18 protein-coding genes and 1 pseudogene are annotated in these 23820 nt (G+C 71.9%); 9 read left to right on the top strand and 10 right to left on the bottom strand.

All coding sequences use genetic code 11. From position 1 onward, the window contains the following. The 5 genes from ACIBCM_RS21165 to ACIBCM_RS21145 form a co-directional block, all read right to left on the bottom strand. The coding region (locus ACIBCM_RS21165) for an NTP transferase domain-containing protein (protein ID WP_399245377.1) at window positions 1-154 on the bottom strand (154 nt) is incomplete at its 3' end. An 89-nt stretch (window positions 155-243) separates the two neighbouring features. Beyond that, complete coding sequence (locus ACIBCM_RS21160; RefSeq protein WP_399245343.1) at window positions 244-2265, bottom strand: glycosyltransferase family 4 protein; 2022 nt, start codon at window positions 2263-2265, stop codon at window positions 244-246. Window positions 2266-2355: 90 nt separating this feature from the next. Beyond that, complete coding sequence (locus ACIBCM_RS21155; RefSeq protein ID WP_399245341.1) at window positions 2356-4491, bottom strand: hypothetical protein; 2136 nt, start codon at window positions 4489-4491, stop codon at window positions 2356-2358. Window positions 4492-5213: 722 nt separating this feature from the next. Continuing rightward, window positions 5214-5915, bottom strand: coding sequence for a hypothetical protein (locus tag ACIBCM_RS21150; protein ID WP_399245339.1), 702 nt, complete (start codon window positions 5913-5915; stop codon window positions 5214-5216). A gap of 505 nt (window positions 5916-6420) precedes the next feature. Then, window positions 6421-7083, bottom strand: coding sequence for an RNA polymerase sigma factor (locus ACIBCM_RS21145; RefSeq protein ID WP_399245337.1), 663 nt, complete (start codon window positions 7081-7083; stop codon window positions 6421-6423). On the opposite strand from ACIBCM_RS21145, the gene trpS reads away from it, so the two are divergent. The 3 genes from trpS (at window position 7082) to ACIBCM_RS21130 (ending at window position 9825) form a co-directional block, all read left to right on the top strand. Continuing rightward, a complete protein-coding gene (trpS, locus tag ACIBCM_RS21140) occupies window positions 7082-8095 on the top strand; it encodes a tryptophan--tRNA ligase (protein WP_399245335.1) in 1014 nt (337 codons plus the stop codon). The genes ACIBCM_RS21145 and trpS overlap by 2 nt on opposite strands. 430 nt (window positions 8096-8525) lie before the next feature. Then, the gene (locus ACIBCM_RS21135; protein WP_399245333.1) at window positions 8526-9116 is read left to right on the top strand and encodes a 2'-5' RNA ligase family protein; all 591 of its coding nucleotides are present in this window, start codon (window positions 8526-8528) and stop codon (window positions 9114-9116) included. A 76-nt stretch (window positions 9117-9192) separates the two neighbouring features. Continuing rightward, a complete protein-coding gene (locus tag ACIBCM_RS21130) occupies window positions 9193-9825 on the top strand; it encodes a hypothetical protein (RefSeq protein ID WP_399245332.1) in 633 nt (210 codons plus the stop codon). 35 nt (window positions 9826-9860) lie between these two features. Here the strand turns inward: ACIBCM_RS21130 and ACIBCM_RS21125 are convergent, their stop codons facing one another. Next, window positions 9861-10616 (bottom strand): decaprenylphospho-beta-D-erythro-pentofuranosid-2-ulose 2-reductase, encoded by a 756-nt coding sequence (locus tag ACIBCM_RS21125; protein WP_399245330.1) that lies wholly within the window; start codon window positions 10614-10616, stop codon window positions 9861-9863. Between the two features lie 147 nt (window positions 10617-10763). Then, a complete protein-coding gene (locus ACIBCM_RS21120) occupies window positions 10764-12149 on the bottom strand; it encodes an FAD-binding protein (protein ID WP_399245328.1) in 1386 nt (461 codons plus the stop codon). Window positions 12150-12795: 646 nt separating this feature from the next. On the opposite strand from ACIBCM_RS21120, the pseudogene ACIBCM_RS21115 reads away from it, so the two are divergent. The 3 genes and pseudogenes from ACIBCM_RS21115 to ACIBCM_RS21105 form a co-directional block, all read left to right on the top strand. After that, window positions 12796-13089, top strand: a pseudogene (locus ACIBCM_RS21115) (phosphatase PAP2 family protein); the annotation flags it as partial. Then, entirely contained in the window at window positions 13086-14054 is a 969-nt protein-coding gene (locus ACIBCM_RS21110; RefSeq protein WP_399245326.1) for a decaprenyl-phosphate phosphoribosyltransferase, read from the top strand. The pseudogene ACIBCM_RS21115 and the gene ACIBCM_RS21110, both read left to right, overlap by 4 nt. 40 nt (window positions 14055-14094) lie before the next feature. Next, a complete protein-coding gene (locus tag ACIBCM_RS21105; RefSeq protein ID WP_399245325.1) occupies window positions 14095-15117 on the top strand; it encodes a YihY/virulence factor BrkB family protein in 1023 nt (340 codons plus the stop codon). A gap of 361 nt (window positions 15118-15478) precedes the next feature. Here the strand turns inward: ACIBCM_RS21105 and ACIBCM_RS21100 are convergent, their stop codons facing one another. Then, entirely contained in the window at window positions 15479-16714 is a 1236-nt protein-coding gene (locus tag ACIBCM_RS21100; RefSeq protein WP_399245323.1) for a D-alanyl-D-alanine carboxypeptidase family protein, read from the bottom strand. A gap of 121 nt (window positions 16715-16835) precedes the next feature. Between ACIBCM_RS21100 and ACIBCM_RS21095 the strand changes: the two genes are divergently transcribed. Next, a complete protein-coding gene (locus ACIBCM_RS21095) occupies window positions 16836-17096 on the top strand; it encodes an SCO4848 family membrane protein (protein WP_399245321.1) in 261 nt (86 codons plus the stop codon). Window positions 17097-17196: 100 nt separating this feature from the next. Beyond that, window positions 17197-18714 carry a metallophosphoesterase gene (locus ACIBCM_RS21090; protein WP_399245319.1) on the top strand — a complete coding sequence of 506 codons (1518 nt, stop codon included), beginning with the start codon at window positions 17197-17199 and terminating at the stop codon, window positions 18712-18714. A 103-nt stretch (window positions 18715-18817) separates the two neighbouring features. Here ACIBCM_RS21090 and ACIBCM_RS21085 read toward each other — a convergent pair whose 3' ends face one another. Together ACIBCM_RS21085 and ACIBCM_RS21080 are read right to left on the bottom strand one after the other, a co-directional pair. After that, entirely contained in the window at window positions 18818-20242 is a 1425-nt protein-coding gene (locus tag ACIBCM_RS21085) for an ATP-binding protein (RefSeq protein ID WP_399245375.1), read from the bottom strand. A gap of 164 nt (window positions 20243-20406) precedes the next feature. Beyond that, window positions 20407-21093, bottom strand: a complete 687-nt coding sequence (locus tag ACIBCM_RS21080; RefSeq protein ID WP_399245317.1) for a response regulator transcription factor — start codon at window positions 21091-21093, stop codon at window positions 20407-20409. A gap of 180 nt (window positions 21094-21273) precedes the next feature. Here ACIBCM_RS21080 and ACIBCM_RS21075 point away from each other — a divergent pair, with 180 nt between their 5' ends. Next, window positions 21274-23733 (top strand): MMPL family transporter, encoded by a 2460-nt coding sequence (locus tag ACIBCM_RS21075; protein WP_399245315.1) that lies wholly within the window; start codon window positions 21274-21276, stop codon window positions 23731-23733. Window positions 23734-23820: the final 87 nt, after the last annotated feature.

Here is a 23820-nt window from a genome sequence, read left to right as displayed (position 1 = left end):
CGGCCTGCTCGAAGATCGTCAGCGTGTGCTCGATCACGGCCTTGCCCGCGATCTTCAGCAACTGCTTCGGAATCGACAGCCCCACCCGTTGACCCGTACCACCCGCCAGCACGACTGCCGTGGTACGGGGCCTGGCCTCACGAAGCACTGACACGAAACGACCTACCTTGAAACGACTGGGGGACGCAGCGATGGGGACCGTTGCGGCGAGGGGGGCCGGGGGACGTCCCGGGACGGGGCGCCTCACAGGTCGACCACGTTGAGAGCGACATCGTTCGAGGCGGTGTAGAAGAGGCGGACCCGGACCTGCGGCGTCGGCCGTCCGAGGAGTCTTCCGGCGAGGGCTCGCGCGAGACTCCCCTGCCTCCTCTTCCGCAGTACGGCCAGCGGATAGGTGTAGATGTCCTTCTTCGCGACCACATCGTCCATGATCCGGCCTATTCGCACCGGCTGTGCGTCCGGGGCATAGCGGAGGAAGGCGTCCCACACATCGTGTGCGGTGATCTGCTCGGCGGCCGGGGCGGAACTGGTGACGGTGAAGTGGAACAGTCCCGTCCCGCCCCACCGTCCCGGAACGGTCAGTTCCGTCGCGGGCTTCCCCCGGCGGCGCAGTATCAGTACCGGAGTCCCCTCCGGGGTGGCGCCGATCAGACTGCCGGACAAGGTCATCTTCCGCCCGTCGACCCGAACGTCCGCGGCCTCGGCGTGCACCTTCCTCAGCCACGACCGGAGCAGGAGCGTGCCCCTGCTCCGGTCGGCGTACGGCACCAGATTGCGGACCGGCTTCCCGGGGGCGAGCCGCTCGGCGGCGCGCATCGCCCCGCGCTGATCGGTATCGCGGGCGGCGAGGCGGGCCCGCCCACCGGTCGTCGGAGACTCGGCGAACAGTTCCCAGACCCCTTCGCCGATCTCCCCGTCGGCGGGAACGGTCACGGAACCATCCGGCCCGAACGGGAAGACACGTACCTCGGTACCGTCCGTGGTCCGTACGCACAGCAGCCGCAGCCCTGCCGCTTCGGCCGTCGGACGGGGCGTGACCAGCTTGATGACCACATCGCCGTCCGCGTCGGCCACACAGTCGGCCACCGGCTCGAAGTCCGGCGCGACCGCGCGCAGTGCGGCGGCGGCGGTCAGTTCCTCGAAGAGGTTCTCGTACTCCTTGACGATCACCGAGGGGTCGAAGCGGCGGGCGTTCTCGCGGGCCGTGCCGCCGAGACGGCGGCGCAGTTCCTCGTCGTCGATCAGCCGGAGCAGTGCCCCGGCGATCGCCTCGCGGTCGCCGACCGGGACGAGGACGCCGTCCACACCGTCCTCGATGATCTCCCTCGGTCCGTAGTCGCAGTCGGTGGAGATCACCGGCAGGCCGCAGCGCATGGCCTCGACGAGGGTCATACCGAACGATTCGTGGCGCGAGGTCGAGACGGCTATCGCGCCCTTGGCCCACTCGGGTTCGATCGGGGAGTGCGGCCCCATCAGATGGACGCGGTTGTAGAGGCCCATGGTGAGGATCTTCTCGCGGAGTCCGGCGCGCTGGTCCCCGCCGCCGTAGATGCGCAGCACCCACTCCGGGCGTTCGGCCGCGACCTGGGCGAAGGCGTCGACGAGCACGTCGTACTGCTTCACGGAGGCGAGCCGTCCCGCGGCGACGACGGTGGTGCCCGTCCCGTCGGAGGGGGCGACCCGGGGCTCGGGAACGCTGTTCGGGATGGCCAGCACCCGGGTGCGCGGGAGGGGCATCCGCTCCCGCCACACCGCCGCGTCCCCCTCGGAGACCGTCACAAAGGCGTCCAGCGCGCCGAGATGCTCGTACATCTCGGCACGCAGGGCCGCCTTGTGGTGGTTGTGCGTCATGTGCTCCTGCCCGATGCGGACCGCGCCCGGCGGGGCGAACCGCGCGACGTACGCGACCAGCCCGGGCCGGGTCCCGACGACTATGTCCGCGTCGGAGGCCGCGTAGTGCTCGCGTACGCGGTCGTCGGTGAGCGCGCTGTACTCCTTGTAACGCGCTTCGTTCCGGGGGAAGTACTCGGCGGGCTGGAGCCGGGAGGGTTGTTCCCCCTCGGCCGCTGCGGAGTTCACCCGGGTGTCGACGAGGGGGACGACGGAGATCCGGGGGTCGATGGCGAAGAGCGGAACGTCCCGGTGGCGGAAGACCGAGACGATCTCCACCTCGTGCCGGTTCACGAGTTCCTCCGCCAGATTGAGCGTGGTGCGGATCGTTCCTCCGATGCCGTAGACGGTGTGAATGAGAAAGGAGATCTTCATCGGCCTCTGACGCTCCGCTCCATCGCGCTGTTCCCTGAACTTGTATGCCGGTTACCGGCGTTCATGCTGTTTCCCATCCGGCCTGATCCATCAGGCATGCCCTGGGCGGTCCTGCCGGTCCGCCGCCTGGTCCGGCCAGCCTCCGCCGAAGCCGCTGATGCTGAAGTCGCCCCCGTCGTCCCGGGGGCTCTCGTTCTCGGGGGGCCGGGCGGGCGTACGGGCCGGGGCCATCGGCAGCCGTTCGGCCGGGCGGCTGCCGGGTGTCCCGGCGCGGGCGGTCAAGGCGGCGACCGCGGCGTTGAACCGGTCGATGGAGGCGGGTTCTTCGGGCCCCAGCAGATACCGCTTCAGCTCGCGCCGTGCCGTCGCCGACTTGTCGGCCGCCGGGTCGGCGACGGCGTCCAGCAACTCCCCCAGTTCCACGGCGCTGTTGGAGACGATGACCGCGGCCCGGGCGGCGGTGTTCCTCCACTTGAACTCCTCGGCGCCCACGGCGGCCGAGTCGACGACGGCGTACGGCTTGCCGCTTGCGATGTAGTCCGAGACCACGCTGGAGATGTCGGACACCAGGCCGTCGGACTCGTTGAAGCAGTCGTAGAGAGCCGGCCGGTCTCCGGTCACCGTCCGGTGCTCCCACCGGTCGAAGGAGCGCCAGTACGCGTGGTTCCACTCGGCCAGCAGCGACGTGACCTCCGCGAGCCGCTGGGGCTCGGCGAGGGAGACCCGTGACATCTCGGCCTCGTCGCCGGGCCGGCCGCGCTCGGAGAGTTCGGCCAGCCGCACCTCGATATCGGCCAGGGCCTCCCGCGCCGCGGCTCGGCCGGCCTGCGCCGTGGCCGGCTCCCCGGCCCAGCGCGGGTCGGCGGCGCGCTCGGCCGCGGCCTTTGCGATCATCGCGGTGATCCTGGCGTGGACCACCCCTGCCCTCGCGCTGCGGGTGCCGGTGAAGGGATGCGGCCGGTAGATCACCCGGACCGGGGGCTCGGCCTTCAGCAGGCTCCTGACGATGTTCTCACCGGCCGACAGCAGTGAGGTGTTGCCGGGACCGTCGTCCCAGCCCTCCCAGGTGGGGGCGTACAGAATCGTCGGGACCGGGGGCTTCGGCGCCCCGGTCCAGCCCTCGATGGGGGCGAGCTGGGGCCGTCCGACCTCGACGATCTGTTCGTCGCGTACGCCGACCTCCGCGCGCCCGTACCGGTCGCGCCCCGCCCGCCCCGCCGTCCACACCTCGTCGTACACCTTGCTGAACGGGTTGACGCTGGCCGCCTTGTCGCTGTCCCCGTGCCCGATGAAGACATGTTTCATCGTCGGGACACGCAGCAGGTGGATGTTCTTGCCGACATTGGCCGGGTACAGAGCGACCCGGACCGTGGACAGGTCCAGGTTCATCAGGTCCTCCGCGCCCGGAACGCAGAGGACCGGCACGGAGGTCTCGTCCAGCCGGGGCACGATGGAGCGTTCCCGCAGGATGATCAGCGGGCGGGCGTCCAACCGCTCCATCGTCTCCACCCACATCCGCACCTGATAGGCCGAATTCCTGGAGCCGGAGAAGTACAGGACGACGGTCGGCCGGTAGGCGCGGAGCCAGGCGTCGACACATGTGAGTACCTGTGAGGTGCCCGGCACGAGCCGGTTCGGGCGCAGTCGGAGGCAGAGGACGGCGAGACAGAGCAGGGCGAGACCGAGGCTGATCGCCATGCCGGCGTACGCGGGAGCGCCGGTGTCCGTCCGGGTGGCGGCCAGCACACCGGCGACGGCGGGGATGTCGAGGTGGAGCATCTTCTCCGCGGAGCGGTGCAGCAGGGCACGGGGCGGGGCGTCGGGTATCCGTACGCCGTGCAGATCGATGTTGCGCGTGACCACCGGCATGACGCGGCGCTGCCTGATCAGGGTGGTGAGGGCACCGTGCGGAGCCTGTAGGCAGAGGAGGAGCAGAAAGCCGCCGATCGCGACGGGGAACAGGGGCGGATCGGTGAGGTCCAGCCGCGACAGCATCAGTATCAGGAGCAGCTGACGCAGCAGGAAGCGGGCCTGCAGGCCGAACCTGATTCTGCTCAGCCGCTTGACGAGGTGGCTGCCGCGCTGATGGAGATACCAGTCGGCCGCATAGGACGCCACAGCGGCCACGGCGAAGCCCACCGCACTGGGGACCAGCGCGGCGATCAGCGCGCAGAGCAAGCCCAGTCCCAGAAGAACCGCGGCGGCCAGTTCGGATCCGCTGCCCACGCGGGCCCGGCGAATGGCGGTCGAAAGCACGAAGAACCTCTCCGAGGGGATGTGGCACAGGCGACGGACCCCGGCGCCACCGCTTCGGCGTGGCCGGCTGTCTTTCGCTCCGCGGGTCGCGGAGCGGTGCCGGTGTTCCTGTATCCCCGGTGTCCGCAGCCGAAGGGGTTCCCCCTTCACGGCGTAGATGCCGCAGGGCTGGGAGAATGTTGCGCCGCGGCGCGTCATCCCGTCCGTGATGGTCCGGACCGGTCTGCTGAGCGGGCTGTCGGTGAGGCCCCGAACCGGTCCCGATCCGCGGACCGCCGGAGTCGTCCGCGGTGAGCGGTCGTTCCAGCCGCTCAGCCGGGGCAGCCGACGGGGCCGTGGCAGCTTGTGCCGGGAATGCCCGGGGAACCCGCCGCGATCGGCCCGTGGCCCACCGGGTTGGTCACGGACACCTGATACAGACACCCGAAACGGACACCTGGTACGGGGCGCAGCCCGCCGGCAGGCCGTTCCCCCGGCAGCCCCGCGACACCATCCGACAGGGCATACACAAGGGTCGTCGCCGCGAGATGGGCTCCGGGCGTCCGGGCGGGCTCGGGCCGTCGCCGCGTCGGGGGAGACCGGAACGGCCGGACGGACCGAGGGAGCCCCAGAGGGCAGGGCAGGCCCGGCGAGCCCTGGGAGACGACCACCGAGGGGCGGCCCTGCGGGCTCGGAAGGGCTCCGGGGGAGCCTCAGGGGGTCGATTCCGCGATCTCCCGCGCCCGGGAGAGGGACTCGACGCCCTCCAGTCGGAGCGTGACGCTTTCGTCCGATGTGAGCCACAGCAGAGTGGGGCCCGCGGTCCGTTCGGACTCCGTCCAGGTGCCGGTCCGGCCGTCGAGCAGCTCGAAACGGAGAAGGTGGGGGCTGGGGAACCACAGACCCGTGCCCCCGGCCATGGAGATCCATTCGGGGTGGTGGGGGCTCCTCTTGGCGAAGCCGAAGTCCAGCCGCGCCGGGAACTGGTCCAGGCGGACCGTCCGGCCGGGGCCGTCCTCCCAGCACAGGGTCACCATCGAACGGTCACCGGGCTTCTCCGTGACCGAGACCGCGTCGGGCGGACCGAGTTCCTCCGGGACCAGGGCGGCGAAGCCCGCCCGGCGCTCCGCCTCCGCCGGGGTGACGGGCGCCGGGCAGCCGGGAACGGGGTCGCCCGGGGCCGGAGTCGCGGACGGGTCGTACCGCACCTCGACTCCGCCGAAGCCGAACCAGTCCACCACCGCCGCCCGCACCGGGGGAGTGAGCGCCAGCACCACCAGCACCCCGGACAGGAGCATCGTCAGGGAGCGCCATCTCCGGCGCACCCAGCCGCGCAGCCGCTCGGCGCGGCCGGGAGGCGGCACCGGGACCGGCACCGCGTCGGCGAGGAGCCGGGCGAGCACCCGCTCCGCCATCGTCTCGCCGTCGACGTCCGGGATCCTGATCCCGCGCCCCAGCGCCCGCAGCTCCTCGGCCAGTTCGCCGGCCCCTGGTGCACCACGGACCCGCCCGCCGTCCTCACCCCGGTCACCCCGGTCGCCCCGGCTGTCCCGGTCGCCCCGGCCTTCGTGATCTTCCCGGCCATCCTGGGCCGGACCTCCCCGGCCTTCCCCGCCTGCCCGGCCACCGCGGGTCTCCCGGTCATCGTGGCCTTCCGGGCCGCGCCCGCCTTCCCGGTCGTCCCTGCCTGCCCGGCCACCGCGGGTTCCCCGGGCCTCGCGGCTTTCCCCGCGTTCCCGGTCTTCCGGGTCGCCCCGGCCTTCTCCGTCGTCCCAGCCCCCCCGGCCACCGCGGGTTCCCCGGGGCTCGCGGGTTTCCCCGCCTTCGCGGTCATCGTGGCCTTCCGGGGCCCGGGGGCCTTCCGGGTCGCGCCCGGCTTCCCCGTCTCCGTGTCCGCCTCCCCGCGCGGTGCTGAAGTCCTCACTCATGCTCCTCACCTCCCGTCGCCCCTATCGACCGCCCCAGTTTTGCCAGCGCCCTGCTGAGCCGGGACTTCACCGTCCCCCTCGGCCAGCCCAGCGCCTCCGCCGTCTCCGCCTCGTCCAGCTCCAGCAGATAGCGGTGGGCCACGACCTGGCGCTGCTCCTCGCTCAGCTCGTCCAGGGCCGCTATCAGCTGCTCCCGGCGCTCCTCCCGGACGGCGGCCACCGCCGGATCCGCCGATTCCGGTATCAGCGGCTCCGGGCCGAGCAGCAGCGCCTCCCGGTCCGCCAGCGCTCTCAGGCGCCCGGCCGAGCGCACTGTGTTCCTGGTCTCATTGACGACGATCCGCAGCAGCCAGGGTCTGAAGGCGGCGCCCTCCCGGAACCGGCCCAGCCCCTGATACGCCTTGAGGAACGCGCTCTGCACCACGTCCTCCGCGTCCGCCCCCGCCCCGAAGGCGACCGCCGCCCGCAGCGCGACCTGCGTATGGGCGCGCACGAGCTCCGCGTACGCCTCCGGCTCTCCGGCGCGTACCCGAGCGATCACCGCCTGCTCGTCGACGACGCTGCGGCCCCCCTCCAGGGTCCCCTCCCGCGTGCTCACACCTTTGATACACCGGCGGCCGGACTTCGGTTCCACACCTGAGAGAATGAGAACCATGGCCGCACTCCGACCCCGCGCTCTCTCCGGTATCCAGCCCACCGCAGGCTCGTTCCACCTCGGGAACTACCTCGGAGCGATCCGCCAGTACGTGGCGCTGCAAGAGACCCATGACGCGTTCTACATGGTCGTCGACCTGCACGCGATCACCGTGCCGCAGGACCCCGCCGAGCTGCGCGCCAACACCCGGCTCGCCGCCGCCCAGCTCCTCGCGGCCGGGCTGGACCCCGATCGCTGCACCCTCTTCATCCAGAGCCATGTGCCCGAGCACGCCCAGCTCGGCTGGATCATGAACTGCCTCACCGGCTTCGGCGAGGCGTCCCGGATGACGCAGTTCAAGGACAAGTCGGCGAAGCAGGGCGCCGACCGGGCGACCGTCGGGCTGTTCACCTACCCGATCCTCCAGGTCGCGGACATCTTGCTGTACCAGGCGGACGCCGTCCCGGTGGGCGAGGACCAGCGCCAGCACATCGAGCTGACCCGCGACCTCGCGGAGCGCTTCAACACCCGCTTCGGCGAGACCTTCACCCTTCCGGCGCCGTACATCGTCAAGGAGGTCGCGAAGATCTACGACCTCCAGGACCCGACGAGCAAGATGAGCAAGTCGGCGTCCACTCCCAAGGGCCTGGTCAATCTGCTCGACGAGCCGAAGGCGACGGCGAAGAAGGTCAAGAGCGCGGTCACCGACACCGACACGGTGATCCGCTTCGACCCCGTCGAGAAGCCCGGTGTGAGCAATCTGCTCACCATCTACTCCACGCTCACCGGCCGGACGATCGCCGAGCTGGAGAAGGAGTACGAGGGCCGGATGTACGGCGCGCTGAAGACGGACCTCGCCGAGGTGATGGTGGAGTTCGTCACGCCGTTCCGCACGCGTACGCAGGCCTACCTCGACGACCCCGAGACGCTGGACTCGGTCCTCGCCAAGGGCGCGGAGAAGGCGCGTTCCGTGGCCGCGGAGACGCTCGCCACGGCATTCGACAGAGTCGGATTCCTGCCCGCCAAGCACTGATTCCAGCCACGGGCATCCCGCGACACCCACGGGTCCGGACCCTGAAGCGCGCTCTCAAACAGGGTCCGGAACCGGCCTGACCTGCGGCGGAGACCCAAGCAGGGCCGGATGGCCGCGGGCCAGTGTGTCCAACGCCTCTGGCCACATCCGTCATCAAGCCGCCACACTGGCGGCTGGACGACGGACGGGAAGAGCCGGACGACGGACGGGACGACCCGGGAGTACGACCGGACAGGACGACCGGGGACGTACGACCGGGAGCACGGGCCGAGGGCCCGGTCGGCGGACAGCCGGCGGACGCCCGGCGCACAACCGGCGGACAGCCGCGCGGCCCACGCGCGGCGGACGGCACGACAACAGCACGACCGACGGCACGACAGACCGAACGGCAGCCCGGCACGACAGCCGCGAGACGAACGAGGAGAACGATGTGGGGACCGTAACGCTCGGCGTTTCGATCGCGGTCCCGGAGCCCTACGGCAGCCTGCTCCAGGAGCGGCGCGCGAGCTTCGGGGATCCTGCCGCGCACGGCATTCCCACCCATGTCACCCTCCTTCCGCCGACCCAGGTCGACCCCGCGGCGATGCCCGGGATCGAGGAGCATCTGAGCGTGGTGGCCGCCGCGGTCAGGCCGTTCCCCATGAGGCTCTGCGGGACGGGGACGTTCCGGCCGATCTCCCCCGTCGTCTTCATCCAGGTCGTCGAGGGCGCGGCGGCCTGCTCCAGGCTCCAGCAGCGGGTACGGGAGCCTTCCGGCCCGCTGGTGCGCGAGCTCCAGTTCTCGTACCACCCGCATGTGACCGTCGCGCACGGGATCGCCGAGGAGGCGATGGACCGGGCGTACGAGGAGCTGTCCGCGTTCGAGGCGGCCTGGACCTGTGCCTCCTTCGCGCTGTACGAACAGGGACCGGACGGTGTGTGGCGCAAGCTGCACGAGTACGCCTTCGGGGGCGGCATCGGAGGCGTACCGGCGCAGGGCGGCTCCCCGGTCGACGAGCCCGCGACCGCGCCCTTCACGTAGGACGCGTCCGGCACGTCAGGCGGGCCCCGGTCGCGCACGGCACCTCGGATCCGCACCCGGTTGGTAGCCTGCGCCGATGGGGCTGGACATCACCGTGGTCATGGCCGACTGGGAGCACCTGGCCCGGATGCCGGCCGGCGAACGTCTGGAAGCGCTGACCGATGCCGTGTACCCGTCCTTCCGCTGTGCCCCGTGCGAGGAGGCCGACCTCGCGGCGCAGGGCGGCTGGGTAGGGACGTGCCGGTCGAAGTGGTGTGCCGAGTACCGGTTCTTCGGAACCACCGGTTCATACAGCTGGCACGTCCATCTGGCCAACGCCTGGGACGACATGAGGGCGTCGGCCGAGCCCGGTCTGAGGGGCGCCCTCGACTGCTTCCTGGGGGGCCTGGTGTGGGACGGCCCGGGCGGGGGCGCGGCGGACAGGTACGACGCCCCGCCGTCCGCGGGCGGCTTCCCGGACGACCCCGCCCCCTGGCGCCCCCGGGTACTGCTGCTCCGCGCGCCGGACGAGGTGCCGGAGCTCGTCCGCGCCTGGGAACTGGCCGCGCCGCGGCTGGAGGAACTCCGCGAGCCCTTCGACACCGAGGCCGCCGGCTGGGCGGCCCGGCCCGGCACCTTCGACGACGCCGTCGGGCTCATACGCGAGTGGGGCGAGGTGGTCACGCGGGCCCGGGCACGGGGCTGGGGCCTGGTCGGGCTCCCGTTCTGATCACTCCGTACCGCCGCCCCGGCCCCGGGGACCCGTCACACCGGGAGCCTGCGGAACAGCGGGCGCGGGACGTGCCGCAGTGCCGACATCACCACACGCATCGCGCCCGGCACCCACACGGTCTCCGACCTGCGCCGGAGCCCCTGTTCCACGGCGAGGGCGACCGCTTCGGGCGTGGTGGCGAGCGGTGCGTCGGGGAGGCCGGCGGTCATCTTCGTACGGACGAATCCGGGGCGTACGACCATCACATGCACGCCCGTTCCGTGCAGCGCGTCCCCGAGTCCCTGGGCGAAGGCGTCGAGACCGGCCTTGCTGGAGCCGTAGATGAAGTTGGTGCGCCGGGCGCGTTCCCCGGCGACCGAGGACAGCACGACCAGCGAGCCGTGGCCCTGGTTCTGGAGCGAGGCGGCGCAGACGAGGCCCGCCGAGACGGCTCCCGTGTAGTTGGTCTGCGCGACCCGGACGGCGGCCGGGGGGTCGCCCTCGTCGTTCGCCTGGTCCCCGAGCAGACCGAAGGCGAGCAGCACCATGTCGATGTCGCCCTCCGTGAAGACCTTGCCCAGCGCCTCCTCGTGGAGGGCCGGGTCCAGCGCGTCGAAGGCGACCGTGCGCACATCGGCGCCGAGCACGCGCAGCCCCTCCGCCGCGGCTTCGAGGTCGGGGGAGGGGCGGCCCGCGAGCCAGACCGTACGGGTGCGGCGGGCGATCAGCCGGCGGGCGACGGCGAGCCCGATCTCGGATGTGCCACCGAGGACGAGCAGGGACTGCGGGGTGCCGAAGGCGTCCTTCATGACCGGTGACTCCTTGAGGGGTGCTGGGATGGGGCGGGGTGTGGTCCGCGTACGTCTGCCGATGGCTGCGGTTCCTGCCTGCAACCGGTGACGTCCTGCGATGTCCGGTGACGTCCGGGCAGGCAGGCAGGCGGGCGGGCGGGACGGTCAGAGCGCGAGCCGGCGGGAGAGGTCGGAGGTGAAGACCCCCCGGGGGTCGAGCCGGGCCCGAAGCTCGCGGAAGCCGGCGAGCCGGGGGTACATCTGCGCGAGCAGTTCGGGCCGGAGCCGGGAGTCCTTCGCCAGATAGACCCGGCCGCCCGCGCCGACGACCTCCTCGTCGAGTTCGTCCAGGAACGCGCCCAGGCCGGGAAGACCGGCCGGGATGTCCAGCGCCAGCGTCCAGCCGGGCATCGGGAAGGACAGCCACCCGGGGTCGCCCTCGCCGAACCGTTTGAGGACCGCGAGGAACGAGGGGCAGCCGCGGCGCGCGATCCGGCGTACGACCCGGCGCAGTGTCTCCTCGCGGCCGTGGCCGACCACGAACTGGTACTGCACGAAGCCGTCGCGGCCGTAGATCCGGTTCCAGTGGGGGAGGCCGTCCAGCGGGTGGAAGAACGTCGAGAGCCGCTGGAGTTCACCCGTCCGGGAGCGGGGAGCCCTGCGGTACCAGAACTCGTTGAACAGTCCGACGGACGTACGGGTGAGCAGGCCCCCGGGCACAAAGGCGGGGGCGGCGGGCAGTTGACCCGGCCGGAACGCGAGGGGCGCCCGGCGGGCGCGCGCGGGGAGCGCGGCGAGTGGCGCGTGCTCCCCCCGGGTGATGACCGAGCGGCCCAGCGCGCGCCCGCGGGCCAGCAGATCGATCCAGGCGACGGAGTAGCGGTGGCGCCGGTCGGCGGCGCTGAGCCTGGCCATCGCGTCGTCCAGATCGGTGGCCCGTTCCGTGTCCACCAGCATCATCGAGGTCTCCACCCGGTGCAGCCGGATGGTCGCCGAGAGGATCACCCCGGTCAGGCCCATACCGCCCGCCGTCGCGTCGAACAGATCCGTGCCCGGCACGGCGGTGTGGACGGTGCCGTCCGCGGTGAGCAGCTCCAGCGCGCTGACATGGCGTGAGAAGGACCCGCTGACGTGATGGTTCTTGCCGTGGATGTCGGCGCCGATCGCACCGCCGACGGTGACATGCCGGGTTCCCGGTGTCACGGGTACGAACCAGCCGAGCGGAAGCAGCACTTCCATCAGCCGGTGCAGACTGACCCCCGCGTCGCAGACGACGGTTCCGCCGCTCGCGTCGACGGAGTGGACGCGGTCGAGGGCGGTCATGTCGAGGACCGTGCCGCCCGCGTTCTGCGCCGCGTCTCCGTACGCCCGGCCGAGCCCCCGTGCGATCCCGCCGCGCGCGCCCCACTCCCGTACCGCCGCGGCGGCCTCCTGGTGGGTTCGGGGCCGCATCAGATAAGCGACGGTCGGAGCGGTACGGCCCCAGCCGGTGACGGACACGAACGAGTCGTCGAAGTCGGTGGCGGGTGTGGTGCGGGTGTCGGCAGCCATACTCGTGACCGTATCGCCGCTTATGCCCACATTTTTGCAGGCCTCACGGACTCGCCGAAATGGGTGATTAAACGAGTGTCATCAAAGAAGGACGTGAAAGTCGGCCGATCGCCCAGAAGAGTCCCGTCAGGCTCATGAGAAGGGGTGGCGAATGAGATACGCGGACCGGGCGCCGTACGCGGCGGCCGACCGACGGCTGCTGGCGGCGATGCGCGACTGCGGAGACCGGCCCGGTGTCGCGGCGGTGGCCCGCGCGCTCTCCTTCGCCGGGGAACACGGTGCGCTCTGGCTCGCCACGGGGCTCGCGGGGGCGGCGGCCGACCCCGCCCGACGGGGCGCCTGGCTCCGGGCCACGGCACTGATCGCGGGCGCGCATCTGGCGAGCATGGCGGTGAAGCGCGTGGTCCGCCGTCCGCGGCCGGGGACGGCGGACCCGGCCGTACGGAGCCGGGGGGCCGGACCCGGGACGGTTCGCCGGGGTCCGGGATCCGCGACGGTTCGCCGGGGTCCGGGATCCTCGACCGCTGAGTTGGGCCCGGGACCCGCGACCGTTCCGGCGCCCGGGCCGGAGGACGGTGACGTGTCGGGGACCCGGGCCGGCCCTGCGTCCGGGACCGTGGAAACCTCCGCCCCGGTACACGGCCACGCGGGACGGGCCGCGCGCGGGACCGGGGACCGTACGCCCCTTGTCCGTACAGCCGGGGCGCACTCGTTCCCCAGCTCGCACGCGACCTCCGCCGCCGCGGCCGTGGTCGCCTTCGGAGCGCTGACGCCCGCCGGACGCCGTCTCGTGCCGCCGGTCGCCGCCGCCATGTGTGTGTCACGGCTGGTCGCGGGGGTGCACTACCCGACGGACGTCGTCGCGGGCGTCGCCCTCGGAGGGATCGCCGCACGGCTGGGGGCACGGTGGGCGGCCGGCGACGGGAGGCGGGGGCGGTGACCGAGCGCGGCACCGCACTGCTCGAACGGCCGGAGCCGGAGCGATCCGGACAGCAGCCGGGGAAGGCCGACCCACCCCGGGCCACCGGTCTGCCCATGGGGCTGCTGAGGACCGTACGGCCCCGGCAGTGGGTCAAGAACGTCCTGGTCATGGCCGCGCCCGCCGCCGCCGGTGAGCTGATGTCCCCGCACACGGCCCGTCAACTCGCCCTTGTCTTCATGCTGTTCACCGCCGCGGCGTCGGCCGTCTATCTGGTCAACGACGCCCGTGACGCCGAGGCCGACCGGGCCCATCCGGTCAAGCGCCACCGCCCCGTCGCCTCCGGTGTGGTGCCGGTCCCGGTCGCCTACGGCACCGGCGCGATCCTCGCCGCTCTCGCGGTCACGGGCGCCATGACCCTGTGCAACGCCATGACGGGCGCGCTGATCGCCGCGTACCTCTCCATGCAGCTCGCCTACTGCGTCTGGCTGAAACACGTCCTCGTCGTCGACATGGCCGTCGTGACGACCGGCTTTCTGATGCGCGCGATGATCGGCGGGGTCGCGCTCGGCATCCCGCTCTCGCGCTGGTTTCTGATCACGACCGGCTTCGGGGCGCTGTTCATGGTCGCGGCCAAGCGGTACTCCGAAGCCGTCCAGATACAGGACGACAAGGGGGCGACACGTGCGCTCCTCAGCGAGTACACGGCCGGTTATCTGCGTTTCGTGTGGCAGCTCGCGGCCGGGGTCGCGGTCCTCGCGTACTGCCTCTGGGCCCTGGAGAGCGGTGGGGTGGCCGCCTCGGCGCTGCTGCCCTGGCGCCAGCTGTCGGTGATCGCGTTCATCCTGGCGGTGCTGCGGTACGCGGTGTTCGCCGACCGGGGCACCGCCGGAGCCCCCGAGGACGTGGTGCTGGGCGACCGCGCGCTCGCCGTCATCGGGCTGGTGTGGGCGGCGATGTACGGGCTCGCGGTCGCCGACCTGTGAGCGCACCGGTACGGGAGCGGCGGGAGGGTACGCGTACGACATGGACTGGTTGAGCAGGCTCCCCGTGATCGGGCCGCTGATGGCCCGGCTGATGCGGACGCACGCCTGGCGTTCGTACGAGACCCTGGAGCGCGTCCACTGGACGCGGCTCGCCGCCGCGATCACCTTCATCAGCTTTCTCGCGATGTTCCCGCTGATCACCGTCGCGGCCGCGATCGCCGCCGCGCTGCTCAGCCCGGACCGCGTCACCGCGCTGGAGGACAAGCTCAGCCAGCAGGTGCCGGGCATCTCGGACCAGCTCGACATCAACTCCCTGGTGGCCAACGCCGGCACGGTCGGGGTCGTCGCCGGAGCGCTGCTGCTGCTGACCGGCATCGGCTGGGTCGGCTCGATAAGGGACTGTCTGCGGGCGGTGTGGGGGATCGACGACAAGGGCGACGACAACCCCGTCGTCCGCAAGGCGAAGGACGGCGCCGTTCTGCTCGGCCTCGGCGGGGTCGCGCTGGCCTCGCTCGCCGCGTCCGCGCTCGGCTCCACCGCCGTCGGCTGGTCGGCCGAACGGCTCGGCATCAGCGACGGCGGGGCCGGGGGCGTACTGCTGCGGATCGCCGCGATCGCCATCGCCGTCGTCGCCGACTTCCTGATGCTGATGTATCTGCTGACCCTGCTCCCCGGTGTGCATCCGCCGCGCCACCGCCTGCTGACGGCCGGGCTGATCGGCGCGATCGGCTTCGAACTGCTCAAGCTGCTGCTCAGCGGCTATCTCAGCGGGGTGGCGAGCAAGAGTGTGTACGGGGCGTTCGGTGTGCCGATCGCCCTTTTGCTGTGGATCAACTTCACGGCGAAGCTGCTGCTGTTCTGCGCGGCCTGGACGGCGACGGACAGCAAGGACGAGACGCGTGCGGAGGACGGGGCGCGTCCCGAGGGCGGGCCGCCGGACGGGGACGGGGGCGGGCGGCCGGAGAAGGGGGCTCAGGGCAGGGCGGAGAAGCCCGAGGGGGACGGGGAGTCCCCTGAGGAAGCGGCGGGTCGGCGTCGGGCGAAGAACAACGGCCCGTCCTGAGGGGGCTCCGCCGGTCGGGACGGACGCGCCGAACATATCGGACATGCCGCCGGTCGGGCCGGTGGCCGGATGAAGTGGCGGGATCCGGTCGGGCCGGACGGTTGGAAAGCCGGGGGGAGCCGGTGCGAGCCGGTGCGAGCCTGTGGGAGGCGCCCGGGACGACCGGCGCGGCCCGGGCCGGCCCGTACGCAGGCGGGTGGCCCCGGTCCGTACGCAGGCGGGTGGCCCCGGTCCGTACGCAAGCGGGTGGCCCCGGTCCGGGCCCGCAGATACGCCGGACCGGCCCGCCCGATCCACTCCCGCCCGATCAGGCTCCCCACCCGATCAGGCTCCCCTCCTGTTCCCCCGCGCCCTTCCCGGTTCAGCCGCGCCGGGACGGCCAGCGGCGGTTGACCAGGAACACGCCCCCCGCCAGGGCCACCAGGACGCCGCCCGCGATCGCGAGGGCCGTACCGACGCCCCCCGAGGAGCCGTCCCCGGTGGCGGCGACCGTCTGTGCCTGGGGGCCGTTCTTCGTCGGCCCGGCCGCGGTCGGCGGCGCCTGCGGCTCGGCGCCCCTCGGCGCCACCAGCTCGCCGACCGGGGTGACCTTGCCGGAGGCGGCGAAACCCCAGTCGAGAAGGCGGCCGGCCTCCTTGTAGACGGCCTGGTCCTCGTCGGAGTCCGGGTTCATGACCGTGACGAGGAGCACCTTGCCGTTCCGCTCGGCGACACCGGTGAAGGTGGCGCCCGCCTGTGTGGTGTTGCCGTTCTTCACCCCCGCGATCCCCTTGTAGAGGGGCACGCCGGACTCACCCGTGAGGAGCCGGTTGGTGTTCTGGATCTCGAACTTGTCGCGTACTCCGTTCTCCACCGTGCCGGGGAACTCGGCGCTGACGGTGGAGCAGTACTCGCGGAAGTCCTTCTTCTGGAGGCCGCTGCGGGCGATCAGCGTGAGGTCGTACGCGGACGAGACCTGGCCGGCCGCGTCGTAACCGTCGGGGGAGACGACCCGGGTGTCGAGCGCCTGGAGCTCCTCGGCGTGCGCCTGCATGTCCTCGACGGTCTGGGGGATCCCGCCGTTCATCGCGGACAGGACGTGGACGGCGTCGTTGCCGGAGCGCAGAAAGACCCCGAGCCACAGGTCGTGGACCGTGTACGCGTGGTCCTCCTTGACGCCGACGAGGCTGCTGCCCGCGCCGACCTCGGCGAGCTCCTCCTCGGTGACCGTGTGGGCGGCGTTCTTGGGCAGCTTGGGGAGCAGGGTGTCCGCGAAGAGCATCTTGAGCGTGGAGGCGGGGGGCAGCCGCCAGTGGGCGTTGTGTGAGGCCAGGACGTCACCGGTCTCCGCGTCGGCCACGATCCAGGAGCGTCCGCTCAGTTCCTGGGGGAGTACGGGAGCCGTGGAGCCCAGTCTGACCTGGGTTCCCGGCTTGCCGAGCAGCGCGCCCCCCACGGTGGACATGGCGGCCGGCGGGACCGGCTGCTTCGGTGCCGTGGCTCCGGGGTTCTTCGCGGCCCTGCCGTCGTGGGTGTTCGCGGCGGCGGGGACGGAGACGAGAAGAGGCAGCAGAGAGGCGGCAGCGACGGTCAGCGCGGTCTTCTTCAATACAGACACGGACGGAAAAGTACCTGGAGTTCGGGAAAATATGGTTGTCGGGTTGATGACTCGCCGTGAAGGCCGCCGGGACAGCCCACCCCCGGACGCCCTGGCGACGGGCGGCCAGGATACTGGGGGTATGAAGCTCAGCCGCCCCGTGTCCTTGTTCCTGCTCGCCTTCGGAGTATGGAGTTGGGTCATCTGGGTCACTTTCGTCAAGAACCTCTGGAAAGACGGCAGCGGGCTGGCGTTCGACGACGCGGGTGACCCGACCGGATACTTCTGGGTGCATCTGGTGCTCGCCATCGCGTCCTTTCTCCTGGGGACGGCCGTCGGCGTCATCGGGTTCCGTGGTCTGCGGGCCCTGCGCCGCGGAGCGTCCGAGATGGCCGAGTCGTAACTTCTTCGATCACCTCGGGCACAAGGACAACATCCGGCGCGTTAGCTATCGCGTGGGCATATGACGCCCTCTGAGCACGCGAAGGATAGGGGAGCGTCCTGTGATCGTGGTCGTCCTGCTCGTGGTGGTCGCGGTGATCTCACTGCTCGCCGGGGCCCACTGGTACCTCTGGCGGCGGCTGGTCCGTGACACCACGGAGAACCGCGCGGTACGGCGGACCGGCGCCGTGGTGCTGGTGGTCCTGCCGCTGCTGTCGGTCGCCACGATGGTGTCGGCCCGTTCCGGAGCGCCCTTCTGGCTGGAACAGGTGCTGGCCTGGCCTGGCTATCTGTGGCTGGCGCTGCTGTTGTACCTGGTCCTGTTCCTGGTGGCCGGTGAGGTCGTACGGGCGGTCTGGCTGCGGCGGGTGAAGCGGGCGGAGCGGGATCCGGCACCGGGAAGCGGGGCGGATTCCGCCGGTACGGCAGGCCCTTCCGGCCCCTCGGGACCGTCCGGTCTCTCCGGCGACCCGTCCCCGGCCCCCTCCCCGGCAGCCGCCGCGCGGCGCGAGTCCACCACCACCGCGCTCGTGATGGACCCGGTGGACGGTACGGGACGGCCCGCGACGGAGAGCGGAGCCGCCACGGCCCGGGTTTCCGCGACGGCGGACGATCCGGCCACCCTGCCCGGCCCCGACTCCGACCCCGCCGTGGACGCGTCCCGGACCCGGACGCAGACAGAGCCCGAGCCCCAGGCCCGGACCACGGCCCCGGATCCCGCTCCGGCCGGAGCCGCGCCCCCGGCCCCCGCCGTATCACGGCGGCTCTTCGTCTCACGTGTCGTCGGCGGGTCGGCCGCCGCCGCCGCGCTCGCGACCGTCGGCTACGGGACGTACGGCGTGCTGCGCGGGCCCCGGGTGAAGCGGGTCACCGTACCGCTCGCCAAACTGCCCCGCGCGGCCCACGGTTTCCGGATCGCCGTGGTCAGTGACATCCACCTCGGGCCGATCCTGGGACGGGCCCACACCCAGCGGATCGTGGACTCCATCAACTCCACCCGGCCCGATCTGGTCGCCGTCGTCGGGGACATGGTCGACGGCGAGGTGGCCGACCTCGGGTCCGCCGCCGAGCCCCTGGCCCAGCTGGAGGCCCGCCACGGATCGTTCTTCGTGACCGGGAACCACGAGTACTTCTCGGGGGCCGAGCAGTGGCTCGACCATGTGCGGGAGCTGGGGCTCAGACCGCTGGAGAACGAGCGCGCGGAGATCCCCGGCGGGTTCGACCTCGCCGGGGTCGACGACGTCGAGGGCGAGAGCGAGGGCAAGGGCCCCGACTTCGAGAAGGCCCTCGGCGACCGGGACCGTACCCGTGCCTCGGTGCTGCTCGCCCACCAGCCGGTCGTCATCCACGACGCGGTGAAGCACGGCGTCGACCTCCAGCTCTCCGGCCACACCCACGGCGGCCAGCTCTGGCCCGGCAACTACCTCGCCGAACTGGCCAACCCCACCGTCGCCGGACTCGAACGCTACGGTGACACCCAGCTGTACGTGACCAGGGGCGCGGGCGCCTGGGGCCCGCCCGTACGGGTCGGCGCGGCCTCCGACATCACCGTCGTCCAGCTGGCGTCCCGCCAGGCATAGCCGCGCAGCCGCTTCCCGCCCGGGTCCCGCTTCCCGCCCGGTGCCGGGTTCCGGGGCGGGGCCCGCCAAGGTCCCGCCCGGGCGACGCCTCCGGGGCCGTGCTTCACCCGGGCGGGAAGGTCACGGTCACCGCCAGCCCCTCGCCGGGGGCCGTGCGGACCGTGACCTCGCCGCCGTGGGCCGCTGTCACCGCGTGGACGATCGCCATACCGAGACCGCTGCCGCCGCCCCCGCCGGAGCCCGCCCGGAAGAAGCGGTCGAAGATCCGGTCGGCGTCCTCGGGGGCCATACCGGGGCCCTCGTCCGAGACCAGCAGCCGTACCGTGGCGTCCGGTCCGCGGACCACCTCCACCAGGACGGGCGCGCCGGCCGGTGTGTGGACACGGACATTGGACAGCAGATTGCCGACCACCTTGCCGAGGCCCGACTCGTCACCCCGTACGGTCGCCGCCCCCTCGGCCCGTACGGTGACGGGACGGTCCGGCTGCTGGGCCACCAGATCATGTGCCGCGTCCCGCACCAGCCGGCTCAGATCCACGGGGCTCATCCGCACCTCGGGCCGCCGGTCGAGACGGGCGAGGGTCAGCAGTTCCTCGACGAGCCGGCCCATCCGGTCGGCCTCCGTGTTCATCCGGGACAGCGCGCGCGCCCGGTCGGCGGGCCGCCGCAGCATGCCCCGGTCGTACAGCTGGAGATAGCCCCGGATCGCGGACAGCGGTGTCCGCAGCTCGTGCGAGGCGTCCGCGACGAAGCGGCGCAGCCGCTCCTCGCTGCGCTCCCGGGTCTCGAAGGCCGATTCGACCTGGTGGAGCATGGAATTGAGGGCGACCCTCAGCTGCTCGATCTCATTGACCGGATGCCGTCCGGCCGGTACGCGCCGGGTCAGATCGCCCTCCGCGATGGCCGAAGCGGTCTCCACCATGCCTTCCAGCGGCTGCACCAGATGCTTGGTCCCCATCGTGGTGATCAGGGCGAGAAGCGCCAGCAGAAAGGCCCCGAAGGCGATGTCGAGCCTCAGCGCCTCTCTGATCCCGGAGCGCACGGCATCGGTGCCGGTGGCCACCAGGACGATGGTGCCGTCGCCGAGACGGCTCCCGACGACCCGGTACTGTTCGCCGTCCACCGTCACATCGCGCACCTTGTCCGAGGCGGCGAGGGCGACGGGATCCCCCACCGCGTGCGCGAGACTCCGCTGGCGGTCGGTGGGTTCGAGCCGGTCGAGGGGGATCGGCCGGTTCTGCTCGTCGACGGCGATGAGGACCGTGTGCGAGCGCGGGAGACCGCCGGGTATGGAGACCCCGGGCGAGCCGACCTGGTCGACGAGGGTGGAGATGGCCCGGATGGAGTCGATCTCGTCGCGTGTGAACCCGGTCTTCTCCAGCGCGGCCCGGCTGGTGATCAGTTCGGCGTCCACCCGCTCCAGCAGATAGTGCTGCATCGTCATCAGACTGACGACGATCGCGGCGGCGATGCCGAGCAGCAACAGCAGCACATTCACCAGGGTGAGCTTGGTGCGCAGGGACTGCATCCGCCGCCGCCGGTCCCGCACCCAGCCCCGGAGCGGATGCGGCGAGGCGGTCCCGGCCCCCGTCCCCCGGCCGGTCCCGGCCCCCTTCTCCCGGCCGGTCCCGCTTTCGCCCCGGCCGGTCCCGGCCCTCCCGTGACCGGCCTCGGGCGCCTTCTCGCGCGCCGTCATACGAGCCCGTATCCGACACCCCGGCGCGTGGTGATCAGCGGTGGCCCCAGAGGATCCAGCTTGCGCCGCAGATAGCTGATGTAGGTCTCCACCACGGTGGACTCCGCCTGGTGCTCGTACCGCCACACATGCCGCAGCAATTGCTCCTTGGGCACCACCCGCCCCTCGTTGCGCACGAGGAACCGCAGCAGCGCGTACTCGGTCGGGGTGAGCTGGACCGTGTGACCCGCGCGCCGTACCGCGTACGTCGTCTCGTCGAGCTCCAGGTCCCCGTACCGCAGCGGCGGCCGTACGGGCAGCACATCGGCGGGCCGGGTCCGGCGCAGCACGGCGGTGATCCGCGCCACCACCTCGTCGACGTTGAACGGCTTGGTGATGTAGTCGTCGCCGAAGCCCAGCGCGCCCACGATCTCCGCCGGGGCGTCGCGCGCGGTGACGAAGACGACCGCCGTCTGCGGGTGCCGGTCGCGCAGCTCACGGCCGAGCACCCGGCCGTCGCCGTCCGGGAGCATCACATCGAGCAGCGCCACATCGGGCCGGGTCCGTTCGGACAGCCGCTGTGCCTGCCGTACGCTCCCCGCGGCCATCACCTCGAACCGGTGGTGGCGCAGGGCGATGGTGAGGACGTCCGCGATGCTCGGCTCGTCCTCGACGACCAGGACGGTCGCTCCCTCGTGGTCCATGACCGAAGCCCCCTTCGCCGATGCATTCAGTATCCGCGCACCGGGCGCCGGCGGGGCGGGCCGCTGTCTGGGAGTTCCTTGAGAGTCAGGGCCGCGGCCCGCCGCCCGGCCGGTTCCCGGCCGATGCTGAAGCCCGGCCCGGGGGACACGGGAAGACCGGACGACGAAGGGGCAGTGATCGTGGAGGCATGGGCACGGTGGTGCTATCGGCGCAAGTGGGCGGTTCTGCTGTTGTGGGTGGGCGCGCTGTTCGGTCTGGGGGCCGCCGCCAGTGTGGCGGGCACCAACTACTCCAGCATCTTCAGCCTCCCGGACACCGACTCCCGGCGCGCGACCGAGCTGATGACCGAGGCCTTCCCCGAGACCTCCGGTGACGAGAACACGGTGGTGTGGCGGGCCTCGGACGGCACGGTGCGCGACGGGGCCGTCAAGGACCGGCTGGAGGAGGCGCTGGAGAAGATCGCGGCCATGAAGGGAGTCGGGGAGGTCACGAGCCCTTACTCCCCGCAGGGCGCGGCACAGATCAGCGAGGACGGGCGGATCGCCTACGCGCGGGTCGTCTTCACCGAGCAGGCCGACGCGATCTCCAAGGACCTGGTCGAGGACGTCGTCAAGGCGGCCGAGGAGGCCCGGGGGGACGGCGTCCAGGTGGAGCTGGGCGGGCAGGCGATCGTCTTCGCCAGCGAGCCCGCGGAGGGTACCGCCGAACTCGTCGGCATCGTCGCCGCCGGAATCGTGCTCTTCGTCGCCTTCGGCTCGCTCTACGCGATGCTGCTGCCGCTGGTGATCGCCATCTTCGCGGTGGGCACCGGCACGCTGACGGCGAACCTGCTCGGCCATGTCACCGATGTGCCCGAAGTCGCGCCGGTGCTCGGCACCCTGGTCGGCCTCGGCGTCGGTGTCGACTACGCGCTGTTCATCGTCACCCGGCACCGCAAGGGGCTGCTGCGGGGCGCCGACCCCGAGGAGTCGGCGGTCACCGCGCTCAACACCTCCGGTCGCGCGGTCATGTTCGCGGGCGCCACAGTGTGTATCGCGCTCGCCGGGATGCTCGTGATGAATATGCGCTTCCTCAACGGTGTCGCGCTCGCCACATCCCTCACCGTCATCCTGAGTGTGCTGGCCGCCGTGACACTGCTGCCCGCGCTGCTCGGGATCCTGGGATCGCGGGTGCTCAGCAGGCGGCAGCGGCGCCGGCTCGCCGAGCAGGGCCCGGTGACCGCGGAGCCGCGGGGCGCCGCCGCCCGCTGGGCGAGGGTCGTGGAGCGGCGGCCCAGGGTCCTCGGGCTGATCGCGCTGGTGGTGATGGTGGCGCTCTCGATCCCGGTGCTGTCGCTGCGGCTGGGCACGACCGACCAGGGCAACCACCCCGAGGACTCCACCACCCGCAAGGCGTACGACCTGCTCGCCGACGGCTTCGGGCCCGGCTTCAACGGTCCGCTCCAGCTGGTCGCCGACGGCACGGAGCCGGAGGCCGTACGGGAGCTGGTGGAGCGGGCGCGCCAGACCGACGGGGTCGCCCGGGTCGTCGCGCTGCCCATGCCGCCGGGCTCCGATGTCTCGGTGATCCAGGTCGTTCCGACGACCTCGCCGCAGTCCGTGGAGACGGACCGGCTCATCGACGCCCTGCGCGCCGATATCAAGGAGTCCGGCGAGAAGGTCCACGTCGGCGGGATCACGGCGGTCTTCAAGGACTTCGCCCAGGTCACCGGTGACCGGCTGCCGTACTTCGTGGCGGCGATCGTCGTACTGGGATTCCTGCTCCTGATGGTCGCGTTCCGCTCGCTGGTGGTGCCGCTGACAGCCGCGCTGATGAATCTGATCGCCGCCGCCGCGTCCTTCGGGCTGCTGGTGGCGATCTTCCAGTGGGGCTGGGGGGCGGAGGCGCTCGGCATCGGCAAGGAGGGCCCGATCACCGCGTTCCTGCCGGTCATCATGCTGTCCCTGCTCTTCGGGCTCTCCATGGACTACCAGGTCTTCCTGGTGAGCCGGATGCACGAGGAGTGGGTGCACACCAAGGACAACGCGCGTGCGGTACGCGTCGGTCTCACCGAGACCAGCCGCGTCATCAACTCCGCCGCCCTCATCATGATCTGTGTGTTCGCCGCGTTCGTCTTCAGCGGTGACCCGGAGGGCGCGATGGTGGGCGTCGGTCTGGCCGGAGCGGTGGCCCTGGACGCGTTCATCCTGCGTACGGTGCTGGTTCCGGCGGCGATGCATCTGCTGGGGAAGTACAACTGGTGGCTGCCCGCGGGTCTGGAGAAGCGTCTGCCGCATCTGGCGGTCGAGCCCCCGGAGCGGCCCGTGGCGGCGCTCGCGGGAGTGCCGATGACGAAGTCCGCGGCGGGGACCCCCGGTTCGGACGGCCCGCACGGATCGGTCGTCCACGGTTTCGTCCGTACGCCGGAGGGCGAGCAGGTCGGGGACGCGGAGCTGTCGCTGGTCTCGCCCGAGGGCCGTACGGTCGACCGGGTCGCCTCGCTGGCGGACGGCTCGTACATCCTGTCGGCGCCGGGTGCCGGCGCGTATCTGCTGACCGCGACGGTCGGGGCGGGGACATCCTGGTCACGGCACATCGTCATCGGCGGCGAACCGCTGGTCCATGACGTGGTTCTGACGGAGGTGGGCGCCGGGCGCTGAGCCCTCCCGTTCGCCCGGCCGGGACGGGGCCGCCCGGGCCGGGGCGCGGTGTTCCCCCGGAGACCTTTCTCCGGGGGAACACCTGGG

Source organism: Streptomyces sp. NPDC051018 (genome assembly GCF_044456085.1).
GTDB lineage: Bacteria > Actinomycetota > Actinomycetes > Streptomycetales > Streptomycetaceae > Streptomyces.
The sequence above is the reverse complement of the archived record's forward strand: the minus strand, read 5'-3'. Positions and strand labels throughout refer to the sequence as shown.